12 protein-coding genes are annotated in these 20,965 nt (G+C 70.2%); 5 read left to right on the forward strand and 7 right to left on the reverse strand.

What is annotated here, in order from left to right:
* Positions 1–133: 133 nt before the first annotated feature.
* From ACIHAX_RS07295 to ACIHAX_RS07305, 3 genes are all read left to right on the forward strand, one after another.
* A complete protein-coding gene (locus ACIHAX_RS07295) occupies positions 134–670 on the forward strand; it encodes a YdcF family protein (protein WP_397276285.1) in 537 nt (178 codons plus the stop codon).
* A gap of 149 nt (positions 671–819) precedes the next feature.
* Positions 820–2,049 (forward strand): acyl-CoA dehydrogenase family protein, encoded by a 1,230-nt coding sequence (locus tag ACIHAX_RS07300; protein WP_397276287.1) that lies wholly within the window; start codon positions 820–822, stop codon positions 2,047–2,049.
* Entirely contained in the window at positions 2,049–3,197 is a 1,149-nt protein-coding gene (locus tag ACIHAX_RS07305; protein ID WP_364424712.1) for an acyl-CoA dehydrogenase family protein, read from the forward strand. Before ACIHAX_RS07300 ends, ACIHAX_RS07305 begins: the two co-directional genes overlap by 1 nt.
* Positions 3,198–3,359: 162 nt before the next feature.
* Here the strand turns inward: ACIHAX_RS07305 and ACIHAX_RS07310 are convergent, their stop codons facing one another.
* Positions 3,360–6,482 carry a (Fe-S)-binding protein gene (locus ACIHAX_RS07310; protein ID WP_397276290.1) on the reverse strand — a complete coding sequence of 1,041 codons (3,123 nt, stop codon included), beginning with the start codon at positions 6,480–6,482 and terminating at the stop codon, positions 3,360–3,362.
* A gap of 460 nt (positions 6,483–6,942) precedes the next feature.
* On the opposite strand from ACIHAX_RS07310, the gene ACIHAX_RS07315 reads away from it, so the two are divergent.
* A complete protein-coding gene (locus ACIHAX_RS07315; RefSeq protein ID WP_355071465.1) occupies positions 6,943–7,659 on the forward strand; it encodes a hypothetical protein in 717 nt (238 codons plus the stop codon).
* 70 nt (positions 7,660–7,729) lie between these two features.
* Here ACIHAX_RS07315 and ACIHAX_RS07320 read toward each other — a convergent pair whose 3' ends face one another.
* From ACIHAX_RS07320 to ACIHAX_RS07345, 6 genes are all read right to left on the reverse strand, one after another.
* A complete protein-coding gene (locus ACIHAX_RS07320) occupies positions 7,730–8,617 on the reverse strand; it encodes an NRDE family protein (RefSeq protein ID WP_355071467.1) in 888 nt (295 codons plus the stop codon).
* 135 nt (positions 8,618–8,752) lie between these two features.
* The gene (locus ACIHAX_RS07325; RefSeq protein ID WP_397276292.1) at positions 8,753–10,078 is read right to left on the reverse strand and encodes a trypsin-like serine protease; all 1,326 of its coding nucleotides are present in this window, start codon (positions 10,076–10,078) and stop codon (positions 8,753–8,755) included.
* Between the two features lie 112 nt (positions 10,079–10,190).
* On the reverse strand, positions 10,191–11,549 hold the full coding sequence (locus tag ACIHAX_RS07330) for a S1 family peptidase (RefSeq protein ID WP_355071471.1): 1,359 nt from the start codon (positions 11,547–11,549) through the stop codon (positions 10,191–10,193).
* Between the two features lie 163 nt (positions 11,550–11,712).
* On the reverse strand, positions 11,713–12,822 hold the full coding sequence (locus ACIHAX_RS07335) for a hypothetical protein (RefSeq protein ID WP_397276294.1): 1,110 nt from the start codon (positions 12,820–12,822) through the stop codon (positions 11,713–11,715).
* A 47-nt stretch (positions 12,823–12,869) separates the two neighbouring features.
* Positions 12,870–15,443 (reverse strand): LuxR C-terminal-related transcriptional regulator, encoded by a 2,574-nt coding sequence (locus ACIHAX_RS07340; protein ID WP_397276296.1) that lies wholly within the window; start codon positions 15,441–15,443, stop codon positions 12,870–12,872.
* Positions 15,436–17,223, reverse strand: coding sequence for an Hsp70 family protein (locus ACIHAX_RS07345; protein WP_364424702.1), 1,788 nt, complete (start codon positions 17,221–17,223; stop codon positions 15,436–15,438). Before ACIHAX_RS07345 ends, ACIHAX_RS07340 begins: the two co-directional genes overlap by 8 nt.
* Before the next feature lie 298 nt (positions 17,224–17,521).
* Here ACIHAX_RS07345 and ACIHAX_RS07350 point away from each other — a divergent pair.
* A partial coding sequence (locus ACIHAX_RS07350) for an IniB N-terminal domain-containing protein (protein ID WP_397276299.1) occupies positions 17,522–20,965 on the forward strand: 3,444 nt, incomplete at its 3' end.

Here is a 20,965-nt window from a genome sequence, read left to right on the forward strand (position 1 = left end):
AGCCCCGCCGATGGCCACGCCACGTCAGCGAGGCAAGGGTCCGGGCAACAGCAGGTGTACATGCGGCGACATCGCTGATCCGGACGCCGTGACCTGGCGTGATGCTCGCGCGGCACCCGGCTAGCATCGGCCTGTGCGACGTCGTCGGTTGGCCTGGACCGGGCTCTGTGCCGGTCTGGTGGTAGTGGTCGCCGCGGTGGCGCTGTGGCCGGTCTACGTGCGTCCGCGGATCGACCCGCCCGCGCGGGCGGACGCCGTTCTCGTGCTCGGCGGTGCGCACGACGGACGCGAACAGCTGGGCCTGCGCTTGGCGCGTGAGGGATTCGCGCCACGGGTGGTGTTCTCCAATCCCTATGAGAACAGCGCCATGCTGAACCGCATCTGTCACGGCGGCTACAGCTTCGAGGTGCAGTGCTTCGACCCGTCTCCCCGCACCACCCGCGGCGAGGGCCGCGAACTCGCCCGCCTCGCCCGCGCCCACAATTGGCACCGGGTCATCGTCGTCACCTTCACCCCCCATGTCTCTCGAGCCCGCTACGTCTTGCAAGGGTGCTGGGACGGAGAACTCCTCTTCATCGACCCCGAACCCGCCCTCTCCATCCCCCGCTGGGCCTACGACTACGTCTACCAATCGGTGGGCTACCTAAAGGCCTTCTTCGAGGACTGCTGAAGCACTCGGGAGTGCCGGTCGCACCAGGTGGAGGATGTGCTGGCATATGACTTCAGTTTGACTCGGTGAAACAGGCAGCCGTACATTCTGTCGCGTGGTGGCGGGATGGTCGCCAGGGAAGCAACGGTGCACACCCTCCGGGAGGGCAGATGGATTACGACTGGTCAGCGGAGGATCTGGCGTTTCGGGACGAGGTGCGCGGATTCCTCGACGCGAAGCTGACGCCGAAGTTGCGGCGGGCCGGGCGCTTGGCGACGAGCGTGTATCCCGACCACGAGGCGAGCACGGAATGGCAGCGCATCCTGCACGAGCGCGGCTGGGCGGCGCCCGCCTGGCCGGTGGAACACGGCGGATGCGACTGGAGCCTGACCCAGCACTACATCTTCCAGCGGGAATCGGCGCTGGCCGGCGCACCCGCGCTGTCGCCGATGGGCATCAGGATGGTGGCCCCGGCCATCATCGCGTTCGGCACCCCGGAACAGAAGGCGTTCTATCTGCCGCGCATCCTCACCGGCGAGGTCTTCTTCTGCCAGGGCTACTCCGAGCCCGAGGCCGGATCGGACCTGGCCGCGCTGGCCATGGCCGCCGTCGACGACGGCGAGGACTTCGTATGCACCGGCAGCAAGATCTGGACCACCCACGCCACCGAGGCGAACTGGATCTTCTGCCTCGTGCGCACCTCGCGCACGGGTAAGAAACAACAGGGCATCACGTTCCTGCTGATCGACATGACCGCGCCGGGCATCGAGATCCGGCCGCTGGTGATGACCTCGGGCGAGCAGGTGCAGAACCAGGTCTTCTTCGACAACGTGCGAGTGCCGAAGACCAATGTGCTCGGCCGGATCGATGACGGGTGGACCGTCGCGAAGTACCTGCTGGTGCACGAGCGGGGCGGAGCGGCCGCGCCGTGGCTGCAGGTCATGGCCCAGGACATCGCCGCCGAAGCGGCGCGGCAGCCCGGCCCGGACGGCAACCCGCTGATCGACGACCGCGCGTTCGCGGCGAAGCTGGCGGATTTGCGGATCCGCACCGAGGTGCTCGAAATCCTGGAATACCGCACGATTTCCGCGATGGCCCAGGGGAAGAACCCGGGCCCGGCGTCCTCCATCCTGAAGATCCTCGGCACCGAACTCAGCCAGAAGCTCACCGAGCTGGCGCTGGAGGCCGCGGGCCCGCGCGGTCGCGTCTACCAGCCGCACGCCACCAAGCCGGGTGGCCCGATCGCCCAGTTCACGCCACCCGCCGACGGCTACCGCAGCGGCGCGGACTGGCAGGCCGTCGCGCCGCTGAAGTACTTCAACGACCGAGCGGGCTCGATCTACGCGGGCAGCAACGAGATTCAGCGAAACATCCTCGCCAAAGCAGCATTGGGACTCTGATGGACTTCACGCTTACCGACGAGCAGGAAATGCTCCGCTCCGCGATCGCCGGATATCTCGGCGCCCGCTACGACCTGGAGAAGAGCCGCGCGGCGGCGAAATCGGAGACGGGCTGGCAGCCCGCGATCTGGCGCGGATTCGCCGACGAACTCGGCATCCTCGGCGCGACCCTGCCCGAGCGGGTGGACGGCACCGGCGGCGGCCCCGTCGAACTCATGGTGATCGCCGAGGAACTCGGCCGTGCACTGGTGGTCGAGCCGTTCGTGGACACGGTCGTGCTCGGCGCCGGTCTGCTCGAGCGTTCCGGTGGCGAGCAGGCCGACGCCGTGCTGCGCCGGATCGTGTCCGGTGACGCGCGCATCGCGTTCGCCGCGCTGGAACCGTCATCGGGACACGCTTTGCACGACGTGTCGACCACCGCCCGCCGCGACGGCGACACCTGGGTGCTCGACGGCGCGAAGACCGTGGTGACCAGCGCACCGCTGGCCACCGACCTGGTGATCACCGCGCGCACATCCGGCGAACGGCGCGACGAGGCCGGTATCTCGCTGTTCCGGCTCGAATTCGACGCGAGCGCTCCGCCCGCCGGAGTCGAGGTGCACGCCTACCGCACCATCGACGACCGGACCGCCGCCGATCTCGTGTTCACCGGCTTGCGTCTGCCCTCCGACGCGCTGCTCGGCACGGAGTCCGACGGCTGGACGGTCATCGAGCCGACCATCGCGGAAGCGACCGCGGCGATCTGCGCCGAGGCGGTCGGCTGCATGCGCAAAGTGCTCGCCGACACCATCGACTACGCCAAGCAGCGCGAGCAGTTCGGCCAGCCGATCGGCAGCTTCCAGGTGCTGCAACATCGCATGGTCGACATGTACATCGAACTCGAGCAGGCCATCGCGGCGGTCCACCTGGTCGTCCATTCCCTGCGCGCCTCCGCAGGCGACCGGGCCCGCGCCGTCTCGGCGGCGAAGGTCACCGTCGCCAGGGCGGCGCGGTTCATCGGGCAGAACGCCGTGCAACTGCACGGCGCGATGGGCATGACCGAAGAGCTGGCCATCGGCCACTACTTCAAGCGCCTCACCGTGATCGAGCACGAATTCGGCTCTACCGACGAACATCTCGCTCGCTACGCGGCACTGACCAGGCCGTAGTTCGAGTCTCCGGCCGGGACCCGCAACCCCGGCCGGACCGGTCGGGCGGGTTCTGGGCCGTTTCACCGCTGTGGCTTGCTCCTAGCGCCTACCTGCTCCTGATGTGACTCGGCCGGGTCCGTTCCCGGACCCGGCCGATGTCGGTATGGAGTTGTTGTGGGCTCAGCTCTTGCGGCCCGGGGCTTTCGCACCGGCCTTGAAGCCGAGACCGCCGGGCTTGGCGCTTGGCGGCGCGACTTCGGGTGCGCCGTTGCCGCTCGCACCGTTGGTCTGCTCCGGTTCGGCGGCGGGTTCGGGCTTCGCCGCAGGGGCTTCCGCGGCGGGGGCCTGCTCCACCGGAGCCGGCTCGGTGGGAGCCGCATCCTTCGGGGCCGGTGCCGGGGTTGCCTTGCCGGGGGCCTTGGGGCCGGGCCGCTTGAAGCCCGACTTCATGGCCAGACCCTTGGCGGGCACCGTGGGCTTGGTCTCGGTCGGCGCGGCTGCGGTCGTGGCTTCGGCCGGTTCCGTAGCCGTCTCGACGGCCGTTGCCTCGGCTGCCGGGGCCTTCGCGCCGGGAGCCTTGGCCGCGCCCTTCATGGTGAGACCACCACCGGGCGCCTTCGCGCCGCCCTTCATGCCCAATCCCTTGGCCGGCTTGGCCGCGGGGGCTTCGGTCGCGGAGGCCTCGGCCGGGCCTTCGGCGGCGGGCGCCCCAGCGGCCTTGGCACCGGGTGCCTTGGCTCCGCCCTTCATCCCCAGACCACCGGGCGCCTTCGCGGGGCCCTTCATGGCAAGACCCTTGACCGGAGCGGCAGGCGCCGACGTGGCCTCGGCCTCCGCCGTTTCCGCGGCGGGGGCCTTGGCGCCGGGCGCCTTGGCCGCACCCTTCATGCCGAGTCCGCCACCGGGTGCCTTGGCCGGGCCCTTCATGGCGAGACCGCCGCCACCGGGCGCTTTCGCCGGCCCCTTCATGGCCAGACCGCCGCCGGTCGGCGCGGCCTTGGCGGGAGCTTCGGCGGCCGGGGCGGGTTCGGGCTCCGGCTCCGGTTCGGGCTCCACCTCGGGCGCCTTCGGCTCCTGGATGACGGTCAGGTTCTCGGTCAGCACCGCGGGCTCGACGCGCTCGATGGCGTCCAGCATCAGTTGGGCGACGTCCACCACCTCGACGCCTTCGCCCTCACCCTTCTCCTGGCGCGCGGTGACGCCGTCGGTCAGCATCACGCGGCAGAACGGGCAGCCGGTCGCGATCTTCGCGGGCGAGGTGGTCAGCGCCTCGTCCACGCGGTCGATGTTGACGCGCTTGCCGAGCTGCTCCTCCATCCACATCCGGGCGCCACCGGCGCCACAGCACATGGATCGCTCGCCGTGCCGGGGCATCTCGACCAGGTTGGAGCCGGACGCGGCCATCAGCTCACGCGGCGCGTTGTAGATCTTGTTGTGCCGACCCAGGTAGCAAGGGTCGTGGTAGGTGACGTTCTGCGACACCGAGGCCACCGGGACCAGCTGCTTCTGCCGCACCAGGCGGTTGAGCAGCTGCGTGTGGTGCACGACCTCGTAGTTGCCGCCGACCTGCGGGTACTCGTTGTTCAGCGCGTTGAAGCAGTGCGCACAGGTGACGACGATCTTCTTCTTGCGATCCTCGACGCCCTCGAACACCGAGTTCAGCAGCTCGATATTCTGCTGGGCCAGCTGCTGGAACAGGAACTCGTTACCCGCGCGGCGAGCGGAGTCGCCGGTGCAGGTCTCCTCCGCGCCGAGCACCATGAATTTCACGCCCGCGGTGGCCAGCAGTTCGGCGACCGCCTTGGTGGTCTTCTTGGCGCGGTCCTCGTAGGCGCCCGCGCAGCCGACCCAGAACAGGTACTCGTAGCCGTCGAAGCTGTCGGCGTCCTGGCCGAAGACCGGGATCTGGAAATCGAGCTCGTTGATCCAGTTGAGCCGGTCCTTGGCGTTCTGGCCCCAGGGGTTGCCCTTGTTCTCCAGGTTCTTGAACAGGCCCGCGAGCTCGGACGGGAACTCGGACTCGATCAGCACCTGATAGCGGCGCATGTCGATGATGTGGTCGACGTGCTCGATGTCCACCGGGCACTGCTCGACGCACGCGCCGCAGGTGGTGCAGCTCCACAGCACCTCGGGATCGATGATGCCGCCCACGTCCTCGCCGCCGACCAGCGGCCGCTCGGCCTCGGCCTTGGCGGCCTCCGAGATCTTGGCGAGCTTCGCTCCGTTCGGGTTGCCCTCGGCGTCGACCAGCCCGACCTCGTCGCCACCCATGTCCTTGCGGCCACCGGCCAGCAGGTAGGGGGCCTTGGCGTACCCGTGGTCGCGCAGCGACATGATCAGCAGCTTCGGCGACAGCGGCTTGCCGGTGTTCCAGGCGGGGCACTGCGACTGGCAGCGACCGCACTCGGTGCAGGTGGTGAAGTCCAGCCAGCCCTTCCAGGAGAAGTCCTCGATCCGGCCTGCGCCGAAGGTGTCGGTGTCGGGGTCGGCGGTCTCCATGTCGACCGGCTTGCCCTTCGACATCATCGGCTTGGCCGCGCCCAGCGCGACGCCGCCGTCGTCCTCACGCTTGAAGTAGATGTTGAAGAACGCGGAGAACCGGTGCCAGGCCACGCCCCAGGTGACGTTGCGGCCGACGTAGTACAGGAACGCCATGCCGGACATCAGCTTCACGAAAGCGAACAGCGCCACCATCGTGGTGTTCGCGGGCAGCAGCTTCGCCACCTGCATGGTGAAGAAGTCGGTGGCCGGGTCGGAGTGGCCGTAGGCGGCGATCTTGCCCGCCTTCACGAAGATCATGCCGAGGCCCTCGAGCAGCACGATCGCCTCGATGACGTAGGCCGGGCCGAACTTGGAACCGCTGAACCGGGAAAGGCGCTCCGGCAGACGCGGGTGGTTGAGCTGCCGCAGGATGATCAGCGTGAGGATGCCGACCACGGTGCCGATACCCAGGATCTCGTCCCACAGGTGGTAGATCGCCAGGTTGCCGATGATCGGCCAGTGGAACGCGGGGTCGAACGTCTGCCCGTAGGCCTCGAACCACAGCATGGCTCCACCGATGAAGCCGATCATCACCAGCCAGTGCGCCCAGCCGACGGTGCGGAATTTGTTCATCCGCGTGTGCGCGATGAACTCCACGAGCATCTGCTTGAAGCGCGGAAAGAAGGGCCGCCAACGGTCCGGCGCGGGCTGTCCGATCATGATGGCGCGCGCGATATTGCGGACGCCGCCGATGAACGACGCCCAACACAGGAGGCTGAGCGCCGCCCCAATCGTGCCCAGCGTCACTGTCAGGGCATTCATGTGCGACCTTTCTTTAGAGGCACAACGAGCGCGGCTGGTTCTGCTACCGCCTCGGTTGGCTCGTATCCTAACCGGCAGCAAGTTACCCGCCAGTAACAACCATGTCCATCGTACGATCGGGCTTTTGGGCTATAGCCCCATATGCTGGGGCTTGACCCTCTATTTACCTGTGATGAATGTCACAGTAAATTGCCCAGATCACGCTGGCGGGTGGTCGACCACCACCGTAAACGGCGAAGCATTCCGTCCAGTCGGTAAGGATTGGCTTAGTCCCCATGCCTGATAAGGGATCTCGCTTAAAACGCGGCGTTCTATTAGGCTCACGACGTTCTGATTGCCACGACCGTCTTCACACCGCTCGGGGAGGATCCGGAGCCGACCACCCGGATTTGCTGTACAGAGCTCTCGCGTGCTGAAGACCAGCGGTAACGCACGACCTGATGATGGATTGGAAACTGAATTGAAACTCCGCAGAACCACCGCGGCGGCCGCGATGGTCATCGGTGCGATGACCATCGGACTGGGGACCGCCCATGCCGAGCCGGCCGCTGCTACGCCCGACCCGATCCGGTACTCGGTCAAGCTGGTGGAGAAGACCGTCGTGACGACGCTCAAGGGGGGAACATTCGAGCTGGCCAAGTCGTCCGAGGACGTCAAGGAAGACGACGTCTACCGGATCAAGGATTCGCAGGGCAACGCAGTCCTCACACTGCCGATCGCCTTCAAGGTCGCCGACACCGTCGTCCCGGTGAAGCCGATCGTGAAGGAAGACAACACGGTGCTCGAGCTGACGCCTGAGCAGGGTGTCACCGTTCCCAAGGACAAGCCGGCCAACGCGGTCAACGTCGTGGCGCAGCCGATCGCCTCGCCGATCGAGAACCAGCGCGCGCAGAACGAGTTCGCCAGCCAGTTCGGCATCGCGACCGCCGTCGGTGGCTTCCTCGGCACCGCCGTCGGCGTCATCGGCGGTGCGGTGATCGGCTGCATCCTCGGCCTGCCGTTCCTCGGCGTCGGCTGCATCCCGGCCGCGATCGCGGGCGCGGGCATCGGCGGCATCCTCGGCACCGTTGCGGTCGGCGGACCGATGCTCGCTGTCGCGGGTATCGACCTGATCAACACGCTGCAGGCGCCGGAAGGCACCACCAAGTGGGCGGACAAGCCGAGCGAGCCGAAGTAAGCCGTCGGTCTCACCCGCTCGTCAGATTCTCGGCGGCCCGCTCTCCTTCGGAGGGCGGGCCGCCGGTCGTTTACCCGGTCAGATCCAGCAGGCCGCGGACGACGTTCTCGCCCAGTTCCTCGCCCAGCGGGCCGAACGAGCGCTCCACCATTTCGAACGTCCCGTCCTCGCGGACGACCAGCACCGTGCTCGCCCTTGTCCCGTGCACGGTGTGCGCGACGAACCTGGCCGACAGCGCCCGCTCCATCTCATACGGGACGCCGGTGCGCGGAAGTTCGTCGTCGGCGGCTTCGGTGCGGTCGGCCAGCACTTCGAAGTAGCGGTCCACCGCACCGGGCTCGGTGCGCACGACCTCGCGCAGTCCGCGCACACCCGCCCGGATCTTGGGCCAGATGGGCTGTGGAGCGATCAGATCGGTTTCCGCCAGGCTCGGACCAGCCGACGTGACGAATGTGCCGTTGGAGAGCCCGTGGAAGCCCGCGGCGAGTTCGCGCGGTTCCGCGGCGCTGCGATTGGAGTGCCACCACAGCGTGCGCAGGTCGGAGACCACCAAGTTGTAGCCGTTGTAGTCGTCGGGTCCCGCGGCGACGTCGAGCACGTACTTCTCCGGCCCGGGGAACTCGCCCGCCGGACCGCGGTCGGACGCGCCGCGCAGAAAATCCATCAGCAGCGCGCCACGGGAACGGGCATCGAGACGTTGATCGGCGGGATTTCGCACGTTCGTGACGGCCGCGAAGCGATTGTCGGCGTGCGGATGGGTGCTCAGGCCGAGCCAGGTGCCGGGCGGTTCGCCCTCCGCCCGGCCGATCGCCCCGGTGTCGCGTCCGGCGAGCAGACCGGGCGCTTCCGGCCACCAACGCATGGACTCGGTCGGCCGGGTATAGAACTCGTCCCGGTTGGCGGCCACGATCAACCGGTATTCCGGGTGCGCGCGCCAGCCGATCAACACCAAACACATGCGGTCCAGGATGCCGGACCGCTACCGCATGCCATGCGGCGTTTCCCCCTGCGGGCCGCGTAAGGGCAGTGGAAAGCCCCGGAGACGGCGAAAGGCCGACAGCTCGACGTGCCGGCCTTTCGCGCGTTCCCGCGGTCAGTTGGTGCGTACGCGCAGTCCCGGGTTGTCGGAGAGCACCACGTGCACCGGCTGCGCGAACAGCTGCGGCACGTTACCGGTGAGCGCGCCGATCAGGTTCGGGATCTCGCAGATCGGGTAGTCGGCCACCGACGACGCGCTGGAGATGCCGAGCGCCAACCGGCCGGTCACGATCGGGCCGCCGCTGTCGCCGGGCAGCGCGCAGATGTTGGCCGAGAAGCTCTGGGTGAGCTCCCGGTCGCCGACCTGCACGGTCTGGTCGACGGCGTTGACCACGCCGCAGCTGAAGCCAGTGCGCGCACCGGACTTGCACACCGGAGCGCCGACCACCGGGGTCGCCACGCCGTCGACCGGAATCGGAGCCGCGCCGGGCGCACGAACGCCGTTGTTGGCGAAGCGGTCCTTGGCCTGGTCGTTGATCCGGATGATCGAGTAGTCCTGCTCGCCGAGCACCGACTTCTGGAAGACGCCGAGCTGCGCGCCGAGGCGGTCGCCGTTCATCTCGTAGACGCCCGCGGCGTTGCCGCTGCCCGCGGACGGGATGTCCGGATTGCAGTGGCCCGCGGTGATGTTCACCGTGTTGCCGTTGCGGTCGGTGCCGTTGAAGCCGAGCGAGCAGCGCAGCGAGCTGCGTCCGGCGACCGAGGCGTAGCCGTCGCCGCCCGCGAGCGCGCCGCGCGCGTCGCCCGCGATGTCACCGGCCTGGAGAGTGCCCTGCTCGCCCGCCACCGGCGGGGCCATCACGATGACGCGCGCCGGGTCGATGAAGTTCGGCATCGGCAGACCCACCTGGTCCACGCGGACCGCGATCGCGTTGTTCACGGTGTCCACCACCGCGCCGCGCACCAGCGACCGCACCGACTCCGGCTGGCCCTCCAGCCAGCGCTCGAACGCGCTCTTCTCGCCACGCAGGGCCGCTTCGCTCTTGGCGACGTTACGGACCTCGAAACCGGCCGACTCCGAGCCCTTCTTCGCCTCGTCGGCGCCGGGGCCCTGCGCCAGCGCCACGACCGCCTTGCCCGCGTCATCCAGCCAGGAGCCGCCGAACACGGCCGGGTACTGCCGCTGGGCGGTGGTGGCGAACGCGGCGACCTGCTGCGCCAGCTCCGCGCGGTGCAGGTACTCGTCGGGCGAGATCTTCAAATCGCGGGTCACCGCGGCGACCAGCTCGGCGGGCAGACCGGGAGCATGGTCGGGTTGAGCCGTCGCTACTGCCGCCGTGGGCCCGAACAGCAGTATCGCCGCCGAGGCGGCGATCACTGTCTTTCGGATTACGGTCTGTCGCGCAGTCGATCGGGGAGGTCCTATACGTGGCAGGAGCATGAGCAGACTATATGGGGTTTGACGCGGGATGCCTACTCATCTTGTGGTTCCCGACTCGCTCATAGCCCTCCGACCGGGAGTATGCCGATCGCCACACCACGCGGGTGCGCGCTCAGCTCGCGTTCGGCCGGGTGCGCACGCTGATTCCGCTGCCGATTCCGCCGCCGGAGGAGGCGTCGATGTCGGCCAGGATCGCCCGGATCGGGATGCCGAGGGACGCGGTGCCGCCGTACTGCGCGAGCGCGACGTTGGCCTCGTTGCAGTTCGGCGCGTCCGCGGCGTTGGAGCCACTGGTGATGCCGAGCGCCAGCGTGCCGGACACGATCGCGCCGCCGCTGTCGCCGCCGAGCGTGCAGGCCGAGCTGGCGAAGCCGCGCACGGTCTTGCTCTCTCCCTCGGCGGTGTAGAGCTGGGTCTCCACCCGGTCGGCGACGACGAAGCCGCAGGTGAACGTGGACGACTGACCGGACTTGCAGACCGGGGCGCCGGTGATCGGGTCGGCGGTGCCGGTGATCGCCAGCGTCGTGCCGTTGGCGCCGCGCACCGAGGGCTGGTCCATGCCCGCCCGCACCGCGCGCTCGTTCAGCTTGATCACCGAGTAGTCCAGCGCGGACTGTCCGCCCAGCGAGGCGCGCACGAAGGTGCCCAGTTCGGGGCTGGCCGGGATGTCCCGGACGTTCGGCAGGTAGACGCCCGCCTCCTGGTTGCCCTTGCCCAGGTTCGGATCACAGTGGCCCGCACTGATGTTCAGCGCGTTGCCGGAGGCGTCGACGCTGTTGAACCCGAACGAGCACACGTCGACGGCGCGCAGCGACGAGTCCTGGAGCGAACCGGGTGCACTGATGTAGGTGTCGCCGCCCATCGGCCTGCGCTCGACCGGTCCGCCGCTGTTCGGCGACAGGATGACCTTGATGTTGGCCAGGAGCGTCGGCAGGTTGAGCATGTGACCCGCGGGCGTGTTGGCGACGCTGAGCACCAGCTGACTGTTCAGGAAGTCGATGGCCACGGAGTTGATCGCCTGCGAGATCTCGCGCGGCAGGCCGGTGATCCACTGGTTGAGCTGCACCAGCGAGCCTTCCAGGCTGTCCGCCGACACGGGGGCCAGCCGGGTCTGGTATCCGTCGGCCGCGGCGATCTTGGCGGCGTCCAGCGAGGTGACCGCCATGACGGGCTTGCCGTCGGCGCCGATCCAGGCGCCCGCGTAGGAATCCGGCCGCTCCGAACGGAATCCGCGCGCGTAGTCACGCAGCTGCTGGGCGCGCGCGGCGCGGTCCAGGTATTCCGTCGGGGTCATCTTCAGATCCCGCGCGATGGCCTGCACGAGTTCCGGAGGGAGATTGTCCGCGGCCAGCTGCGCCGGTGCTTCGGGTACCGCCGAGGCGGTGGTCGTGCCGAACAAGGGAGTCAGGAGAACGGTCGATGCGATGGCGACAGCTTTGACCGCGGCGCGACGCGCCACCAACTTGCGCATGAAGTCCCTTCGTCGGCACGCACGTGCCAGCTAAATCCGTGGCCACGGGCAGAATCCGTTGGCACACAGTCTTCGTCCAGCAATCGACCGGTGTGTGGAAAATCATCCGACAACCCGGTCAGCGCAACACTCTAAGCCACAAACCCGAGAAGGACGCTACTAATCACCGACTACCCGGTATTCCCATTCCGGGGATGGTCGGGATCTGCGGCAGCTGCTGACCGAACGGATTGGTCGTGGGCGTGATGGTCCGCGTCGTCGAAGTCCGAGTGGGGGTGGTGGTCGGCGTGGTGGTGGGCGGCGTCGTGGTGGTCGGTTCCGGCGTCGGCGTGGTCGGTTCCGGCGTCGTGGTCTCGGTCACCACCGGTGGCTCGGACGTCTCGGTGGTGGTAGTCGCCGTGGTGGTCACGACCGGCGGCGGGGCCGGGAGCACCGACGTCGGCTCGGACTTGGCGTCGGGCAGCGGCGGCACCGGCGTCTCGCTGCCGTCGCGCAGCAGCATGGCCACCACGATGCCGCCGAGCACCAGGCCGATCGCCGCGGCGCCCGCGATCACCAGCGGCGTGCGTTTCGGTTGCCGCGCTGGAACCGCCGGCTGTGGTTGTTGCTCGACCTGCTTCGTTTCGGTGGCCGCGATCGGCTCGGCGATCGGCATGGCCGCCGAGTACGCCTGCGGCTGCGCGTCGGCGGCGGGCACGGCCGGGATGACGATGGTGTCCACCGTCGAGTTCTCCGCGGTGGACGGGTCCGGCGGGGTGGCCCCTGCCGGAGTGGCGAGCACCGCCGCCAGCGCCCCTCTGGCCGCGTCGTGGGCGAATGATCTTCCGTCGGCTCCGGTTTGGGCGCTGGGCAATTCACCCTCGCTGACCAGCAGCACCGAGCGCAGACCGAGGTAGTCCAGCGCGTCACGCAGCGAACGCACCTGCTCGGCGGGCCAGTCCGCCGGATGCGTCGCGTAGAACTCGGCCGCTCCGCTGAGATGTTCGGCGGCCAGGTTGATCAGGCAGAACAGGGCGGTCGCGACGAGGTCTTCGGCGCGGTACGCCTCACCGTCGTCGACGGGGATACCCGCCGGGTTGCCGACGGCGGCCACGAAGCCGCTGATCGAGTGGGACTCCTCCGTGGGCGGGGGACCGCCCAATTCGGCGTCACCGTCCTCGGACATGTGCAGTACCGACTCCCGGACGATGTACTCCGGCTGCTCGTCACCGTCGGTGACGATGACCGCCGTGCACTCGTCGTCGGCGACGCGCAGGCCAACCCCAGTGGCCATCCTCACCTACCTCGCTTCGGCGTTCCCGCTGACGGAACCGCACCCGGTCACACCAGAAGCGAACCGTGTCCCATGGCGCGGAGCATCGACAATAACTCCGAACGGGAACGGGCACCGACCCGGCGTCGGATGCGCGCGACGTGGTGCTCGACCGTCTTCGCCGAAATGTACAGGCGCGCACCGATCTCCCGATAGGTGAGCCCGAGCAGAACCAGCTCGGCCACTTCGCGTTCCCGTTCGCTGAGAATCGCGGCCTGCGGCGGCACGGGCGGCGGGGTGTCGCCGTTGTGCGCGGCCGGGGTCGCCTGCCGAGCCTGCGGCTCCTGCGGACGGGCGTCGGCGCGAACCGTGCGGGCCAGTTTGAGCAGCGCGGTGGCCGTCGCCGAGTCGGGCGCCGCGAGCGCCGCCTCGCTGGCCAGCCGGGCGCCGTCCCAGGTCATGCCGATTTCGGTGAGGGCGGCGACCGCCGCGTGGACCGGCGCGCTGACCACCTGGCCGCGCAGCACCAGCACCCAGGTACGGCCCGCGTCGGCGAGTACGGCGGCGTGCCGGTCACCCGCCTCGGCCGCGGCTTTCAACGCGCGCGCGTGCGGCAGCAGCTCCTCGGGGCTCTCGTGGGCGATCGCGGCCTGCACGCCGTACCAGTGGAAGGCGTTGGACCACGCGGGCGGATCGTCCAAGCGACGCAGCAGCGCCAGCGCGGCGTCCACCAGGGGCGCGATCCGTCGTTCGTCGCGCATCCGGATGGCGGCCAGCCATAGTTCGCCGATCGGCAGCAGCGCCAGCAGGTCGGTCTGCACGTCGTCGAACAACGGATACGCCGCCTGCCACGCACGGGCCAGCGCGGTGTGGTCGCCGCTGCGCCGGGCGAGACCGACCGCGACGCCGTGCGCGAGCAGGCGGTCGCGGACGTCGAGCCGATCGTGGTCGAGCGCGGCCACGGTGGCCGCGGCGGCGCGCTCGTCGCCGCCGAGCATCGCCGTCCAAGCCGCGAGCACGTCGAGTTGATGGCAGCGCAGGCCGCTCGCCGTGGCTCGCCGCAACGCGTCCTGGGCGCGGCGGGGCTCGCCGGTGCCGAGCGAGAGCAGCGTGGCGATGGAGGCCGCCGTGCAAGGCAGGAAGCGGTCCACGCCCGCGTCCGCATGGGCGGCCTGGACCAGCGCCGATACCGCGGCGGCGGTGTTGTTGCCCGGTTCGATGGTGTCCGCGAGCGCGGTCGCGATCAGCCGCGCGTGCGCGCCCGCTTCGGTAGGCGGCCACTTCGTCGCCGAGGAGGACATCTCCCGCGCGCCTGTCACGTCGCCCGCCAGGCACAACACCGTGGCGCCGACGGCCCAGTCCGGGCCGACCCGGTGCCCCCCGAGCCAGGTGTACAGCTGCGCCGCGCGACCGACCAGGCCGCGGCGGGTGAGCACCGCCGCGCAGATCCGCACCGCCGTGGCGAGGTCCGCGCCCGTGCTGCCCGACCGCGCCAGCATCGGCTCGGCCAGGCGCATGGCGGTCTCACCGTCGCCGGTCCTGGCGGCCGCCTCGGCCCAGCGCAGCGCGATCAGATCCAGTTCCGCACCCGCGGCCGCCGCCGCGGCGTAATAGCGAACCGCGTCGCGACCGGCTTGCTCGGCGGCGTCGACGAGGAAAGAGGCGAGCCGCGGATCGCGGACGCCGGACTCGGCCAATTGCAAGGCGGTGCGGTCGCGCAGCAGGCCCGCCTCCAGCCGGGCGCCGAGCAACCGGCGCTCGACCGCGACGAACCTGCGGTCGCCGAGCAGCGTGCGCAGTGGGGCAACGGCGGGTTCCAACAGCAGGTCGGCGTCGGTCACCAGGGCGCTGGCCCTGGCTCGGTCGATGAGATCCTGCGCGACGGCCTGCTCCACGCCGAGCACCTCGGTGAGCTCGCTGGAATCCAGGCCGGTGCCCGTCGTGGCGACAACCAGGGTCTCCAGCAGGTCGGGCGCGAGGTTGTCCAGCAACCCGCGCGCCCACGCGGCGACGGCCGTGTCGACGGCGGTGATGCCCGCGTCCAGACGCGCCGAGCAGGCGGCTGTCAGCGCGGCCACCACGCCGCCGCGGATACCCGCGGTCTGCACATGAATGTGCTGCGCGACCTGACGCGGCACCATCATGCCCAGTTCTCGGGCGAACGGCGCCATGTCCGCGACGCCCAGTGGGCGCAGGTCGACCACGCGACCACGCCGGGCGACGGCGTCGGCGAGCATCCGCAGCCGCGGGTCGTGCGGGCGCGGCTGCGCGGCGATCACCATCGTTCGATGCCCGGATTCCACTGCGGCGCAGAGGTATTCGAGATCGAGTCGGCCAAGCGTGTGGGCATTGTCGATGATCAGCGCGGGGCGGGCTATGTCGGTCGTCACGCCCGCGGTGCTCGTCGTGTGGTGCACGGGGTGCGCGCCGTTGCGCGCATGCGCGTGCTGGAGCGCGGCGATGTCGTCCTGCAACGGGACGCCGCGGGCGCGCAGACGAGCCCGGATCTCCGCGAGCAGCGTCGACTTGCCGGTCTGGGACCGGCCGCGGATCAGGTAGACCACCGGTTGGTCGTCGGCGGAATCCAGATCGCGGAAGATGTCGCGGGCGCAGGGGAGGGTGTCGAAGGCGGTATCAGCCACCGGAGCCTCCCAGGATCTCTCCGGGAGCGCGCAGCACCGTGCCGAGGGTGTCGCCCAGCCCGCCGGTCGGCAGGCTCGGGGCGGTCGGCGGTGTAGGCCGGGGCTGTTGCTGGGTCGGCGCGGGTGGGATGGTCGGCGCCGGTGCGGGCGCGGGAGCAGGAGACGGCTGTTGGGATTGCGGCTGCGGCGCGGGTTGCTGCGCCGGGGAGTCCACGGCGGGCGCGGGGGCAGGTTGATCGGGATTCTGTTCGCTCTTCACCACGGCCGCGGTCGTGCCCTGAGCTGCGGACGAAGGCGAACCGGCCTGCGGCGCTTCGTTCCTTGCCCGCGGTCGGCCGGTGGCGCTCGCCGAGTCCGTGGCGGCGACACCGGAAGATGCGGATTCCGTGCCCGTCTGCGCGCCCGTCGTCGCGGCGACCTGGACGGCGCCGGTGCCGGACTGCTCGGTCGAGGCGGGGTTGTCCTGGCCGGACTGGATGCTGGTCCCGATCGCGAGCGTGCCGGTCGCCAGCAGGCCGATGGCGGCCGCGATACCGGCTACCACCGCGATGCGCTGCCTGCTGATCAGTGCGCGCCTGCGCGCAGGCGGCTCCTCCGGCAGCGCCGCCAGTCCCGCCGAGGGCAGCGCTCGGGGCTGCGGCACGGTCTCGTCCTCGACCACCGGATCGACCATGGGGAGTTGGTCGGTCTCGGCGGCGAGCAGGTCGGCGGCCAGCAGCGCCGCGCCGCGTGCCGTGGTGTGCTCGGGATCCGGGGCCGCCACGACCGGCAATCCGAACTCGGAGGAGACGAGTTCGGCGACCAACGGTATGGCGCCTCCTCCTCCGGTGAGCAGGACGCGGCCGACGTCGCCGATATCGAGCCCGGCGCGGTGCACGGCGTCGCGGATCAGGTCCATCGCACTCAGCAGCGGTCCGCGCAGCAGGTCTTCCAGTTCACCGCGCACCAGACGCACGGTGCTGCCCTGCGGATCCGCGGGGTCCACACGCACCGGAACAACGGTCGCGGTATTTATGGAAAGCTCTTCTTTCGCTTTCCTGCAGTGCTCGCGCAATGCCGATAATCCGCGTTCCACCATTGGATCGAACGGATCGAAATCCGCGGCGAGCACCGCATTAGCCAGGACATAGCGCATGGTCAGCAGATCGAATTCCGCGCCGGCGACGTCGGTGCTGCGCAACGGTGTGCCGAGCAGGCTGGCGTGCTCGCCGGTACGGACCACCGAGACGGTCGAGCCGGTCGCGCCGAGATCGAAGACGATCACCGCCCCGTCGTCGGCCCTGCCGTGCGCGGCGTCGAGCCAGCGGATCGCGGCGGTGGGCTCCGGCACCAGCGTCACCTCGCCGAGTCCGGCCCGCTCGAGGGCGTCGCGCTGGACGTCGACGGTGTGCCGCGACCACCAGGCCGGGTGGCAGGCGACCGTCGCCTGAACGCCGCTCGGGCCGCTCTCGGCGGCGATCTCGTCGACCAGGCAGCCGATCGAGGTCGCCACCAGGTCGGGGGCGGAATAAGATGAGCCGTCCTCGGCGAGGATGCCGACCGGGTCGCCGACCCTGGCGAGGAAACCCTCCAGCAGAACGTCGCTGGAATGGCGGCCGGTGGAGCCGGCGCCCGCGCCGAGCATGGGCGCCATGTCCGGCGACAGCCGCAGCACGCTCGGATGCGAGCGTAGGTAGCCGCCGCCGGACCGGCCGAGGCCGTCGTCGCCATCCTCCGTTGCCGCCACGGCGACCGAATTCGACGCTCCGACAGTGATGCCGAGCGCCAGGCGCTGTGTCATTCGAGAACCCCGTTCGAGAAGCTGTCTGTTCCGGTGTCGCTGCTGCATGTCCGAGATCGTGCGCTGGGCGTTGTGGTTGCCGACGCAACCGTTCTGTCGGTTGCTGGCCATCCGCCGTTACTTCGTTAGGGGGACGTTTAGGGAAATTCCCCTAATTCCGCTCCCACCCCTATCCGGCGGCCCCTGCCGGTCGTAGGGGTCCGCCCCGTTTCGGCGTAACGCGATGCGCTCCTAGCGTGATTTGCATTCCAACGACTGCGGATCAGCGAGGTCCGCCGGGACTCAGGAGAAGATTCTCATGACACCCAACGCGATTCTGGAGTTCATCCTCGGTCTGCTGCGGAACCAAGAGGCCGCGGTCGCCTACTGCGCCAACCCGACCCAGGCGCTGGCCGCCGCAGGCCTGAGCGCGGTGACGCCGGAGGACATCGCCCTCTGCGCCCCGATGGTCGCCGAGTCGGCTCTGGTCACCGGCGGTTCCCAGTTGCAGTCCATCGTGGCCGCGGGCGCGCAGACCGGCACGGCCGCCGCGATCGGTGCGGCGAGCACCGTGGGCGCGGCGGCGGTGGCGGATGCCGGAGTCGACCTCGGTACCGATCTCGGCGTGGATCTGGGTGCCGGTGCCGGTGCGGGTGGCGGGCTCGACGTCGACCTCGGTGTCGGTACGGGCGTGGACGTGGGTGCCGGACTGAACACCGCGATCGAAACCGGCCTGGAGCTCGGCGCAGGTCTGGGCGCGGGGCTGGCGGCGGGCCTCGAGACCGTGGTGAACGCGGGCGCCGACCTGTCCGCCGCCGTGGGCGGCCTGCTCGGCGCGGGCGCTCAGGTGATCAGCGGTATCGGCGCGGGCCTCGACCTGAACGCCGACGCCCAAGGGCTGGGCGACATCGCCGCCGGACTGGAGACCGGCCTCTCCACCGGCATAGACGCGGGCGCCGGCCTCGGCGCGGGCCTGGAAGGCGCGGCGGACGCGGCGGTGGGCTTGGGCACCGGGCTGGAAGGCGCGGTGAACGGGGCAGCGGGCTTGGGCGCCGGGCTGGAAGGCGCGGTGAACGGGGCAGCGGACCTGGGTGCCGGACTCGGTGCGGGGCTGCAAGGCGCGGTGGACGCCGCAGCCGGTCTGACCACGGGCCTGGACGCCGCTTTGGGCACGGGTGCGCAGGCGGGCGCGGGCCTCGGCGGTGTGATCGATGCGACGACCGGTTTGACGACCGGGCTCGGCGCGGGCCTGGGAGGCGCGGTGGACGCGGCAACCGGCGTGACCGGGGGTATCGGCGGCAGTGTGCAGACGGGCGCTGATCTCGGTGCGGGTATCGGGGGTGCTGTCGACGCGACGACCGGGCTCGGCGCGGGCCTGGAAACCGCCATCGGTGGCGCGGCGGACATCACGACGGGTGTCGGCGCCGGTCTGGAAGGCGCTGTGCAGGGTGCCACGGACATCTCCGCGGGATTGAACGCGGGCCTGGAAGGTGGTCTGGGCGCGGCGACCGATGTGACCTCGGGCCTGGGTGCCGGTCTTGGGGGGGCTGTCGACGCGACGACCGCCCTCGGCGCGGGTCTGGACAGCGCGGTCGGTGGTGCGGTGGACCTCACCACCGGTGTGGGCGCGGGCCTGGAGGGTGGTCTGGGCGCGGCGACCGACGTAACCGCGGGGCTCGGTGCGGATGCCGGGGGAGCTGTCGATGCGACGACCGGTCTCGGCGCGGGCTTGGGTGGCGCCGTCGGTGGTGCGGCTGATGTCGCCGCAGGTCTCGAGGGAGCTGCGGGTGCAGCAACTGATCTGACCACGGGGCTCGGTGCCGGTGTCGGCGCGGGCCTGGAGGGTGCCGTTGATGCGACGACCGGCCTCGGCGCGGGCTTGGGTGGTGTGGCTGATGTCAGCACGGGTCTGGGGGCGGGCATCGGCGGAGCTGCGGGTGCGGCGACCGATCTGACCGCAGGCCTCGAGAGCGCGATCGGCGGGGTGGCGGATCTCGGTACCGGCGTGGGTACAGGCCTCGAAGGGGCCGTTGATACGACGACTGGTCTCAGTGCGGGCATTGGGGGTGCGGTCGATGCCACGACGGGGCTCGGTGCGGGTCTGGAGGGCGCTGCGGGTGCCGCCACGGATCTCGATGCGGGTCTCGAGGGCGCTCTCGACGCGACAACCGGCTTCGGCGCGAACCTCGGAGGCGCTGTGGATGGTTCCGCCGGCGCTGCTACGGACTTGACCGCGGGCGTCGGTGCGGGTCTCGGCGGCGCTGTCGATGCGACGACCGGCTTGGGTGCGAGCCTGGGAGGTGCTGTGGGTGGTTCCGCTGGCGCTGCTACGGATTTGACCGCTGGTGTCGGTGCGGGTCTGGAGGGTGCTGCGGGTGCCGCCACGGGGCTTGGTGCGGGTCTCGGCGGTGCTGTGGGTGGTTCCGCCGGCGCTGCTACGGATTTGACCGCTGGTGTCGGTGCGGGTCTGGAGGGTGCTGCGGGTGCCGCCACGGGGCTTGGTGCGGGTCTCGGCGGTGCTGTTGATGCGACGACCGGCTTGGGCGCGAATCTTGGAGGCGCTGTGGATGGTTCCGCTGGCGCCGCGACGGGTCTTGGTGCGGGTCTGAACGGTGCTGTCGATGCGTCGAACGGTCTTGGTGCGAATCTCGGGGGCGCCGCGGGTGCGGGTCTGGAGGGCGCGGTGAACGGAGCCGGTGGGGTGACCACCGGTTTGGACGCGGCTCTCGGCAGCGGTGCGCAGGCGGGTGCCGGTCTCGGCGCCGGGGTGTCCACCGGGTTGCACGGGGCGGCCGACGCGGGTGCGCAGATCGGGTCGGGTCTGGAGACCGGGCTTGGAGGCGCGCTCGATGCCACCGGGCAGGCGACGACCGGGCTCACCGGCGGAATCGACACCGCCGCGCAGGGTTCCGGCAACCTGGCCGCCGGACTCGGAAGCAACTTCTCCTCCGCCATCGGTGGTGCCGGAAGCCTCGGAACGCAGGCGACGGCGGGCCTGGAGACCGGACTCGCGACGGGTCTCGGCGCGGCCGTGAACACCGGAGCGGAGCTCGGCGGCGGACTGGACAGCTCCCTGCACACCGGCGGGCAGGCCGGTGCGGGCCTCGGGACCGGTCTGGGCGGGGCGCTCGACGCCGGAGTCCACGGGGCGAGCGGCCTGGAGACGGGCTTGTCCACCGGCCTCGATGGGGCCCTGTCCACCGGCGTGGGCGGTGGGGCACACGCCGGTACCGGCCTTGGAGCCGGGCTGACCGGTGCCATCGACGGCGGTGCGCAGGCAGGTGCGGGGCTGGGTTCGGGGCTTTCGGCTGGGCTCGATGCGGGAGCTCAGGCGGGTACCGGACTCGCTTCGGGGCTTTCGGCTGGGCTCGATGCGGGAACTCACGCTGGTGCCGGACTCGCTTCGGGTTTGTCGGCCGGACTGGGCACGGCCGCTGAAGCCGGTGCGGGACTCGGCTCCGGACTTTCCACCGGGTTCGACGGTGCGGCTGGTTCGGGCTTGGAGACCGGCTTGTCGACCGGTCTCGGCGCTGCGGGCAGTGCGGGTGCGGGTCTGTCGAGTGGTCTGGAAGGCGCGTCCAGCGCGGGAGCGCATCTCGGTTCGAGTCTGGACAGCGGTATCGGCGCCGGTTCGCACGCGGCTTCCGGTCTCTCCACCGGGTTCGAGGGTGCGGCTGGTTCGGGCTTGGAGACCGGCTTGTCGACCGGTCTCGGCGCTGCGGGCAGTGCGGGTGCGGGTCTGTCGAGTGGTCTGGAAGGCGCG

It is taken from the genome of Nocardia sp. NPDC051929 (assembly GCF_044548645.1).
Taxonomy (GTDB): domain Bacteria; phylum Actinomycetota; class Actinomycetes; order Mycobacteriales; family Mycobacteriaceae; genus Nocardia; species Nocardia sichangensis.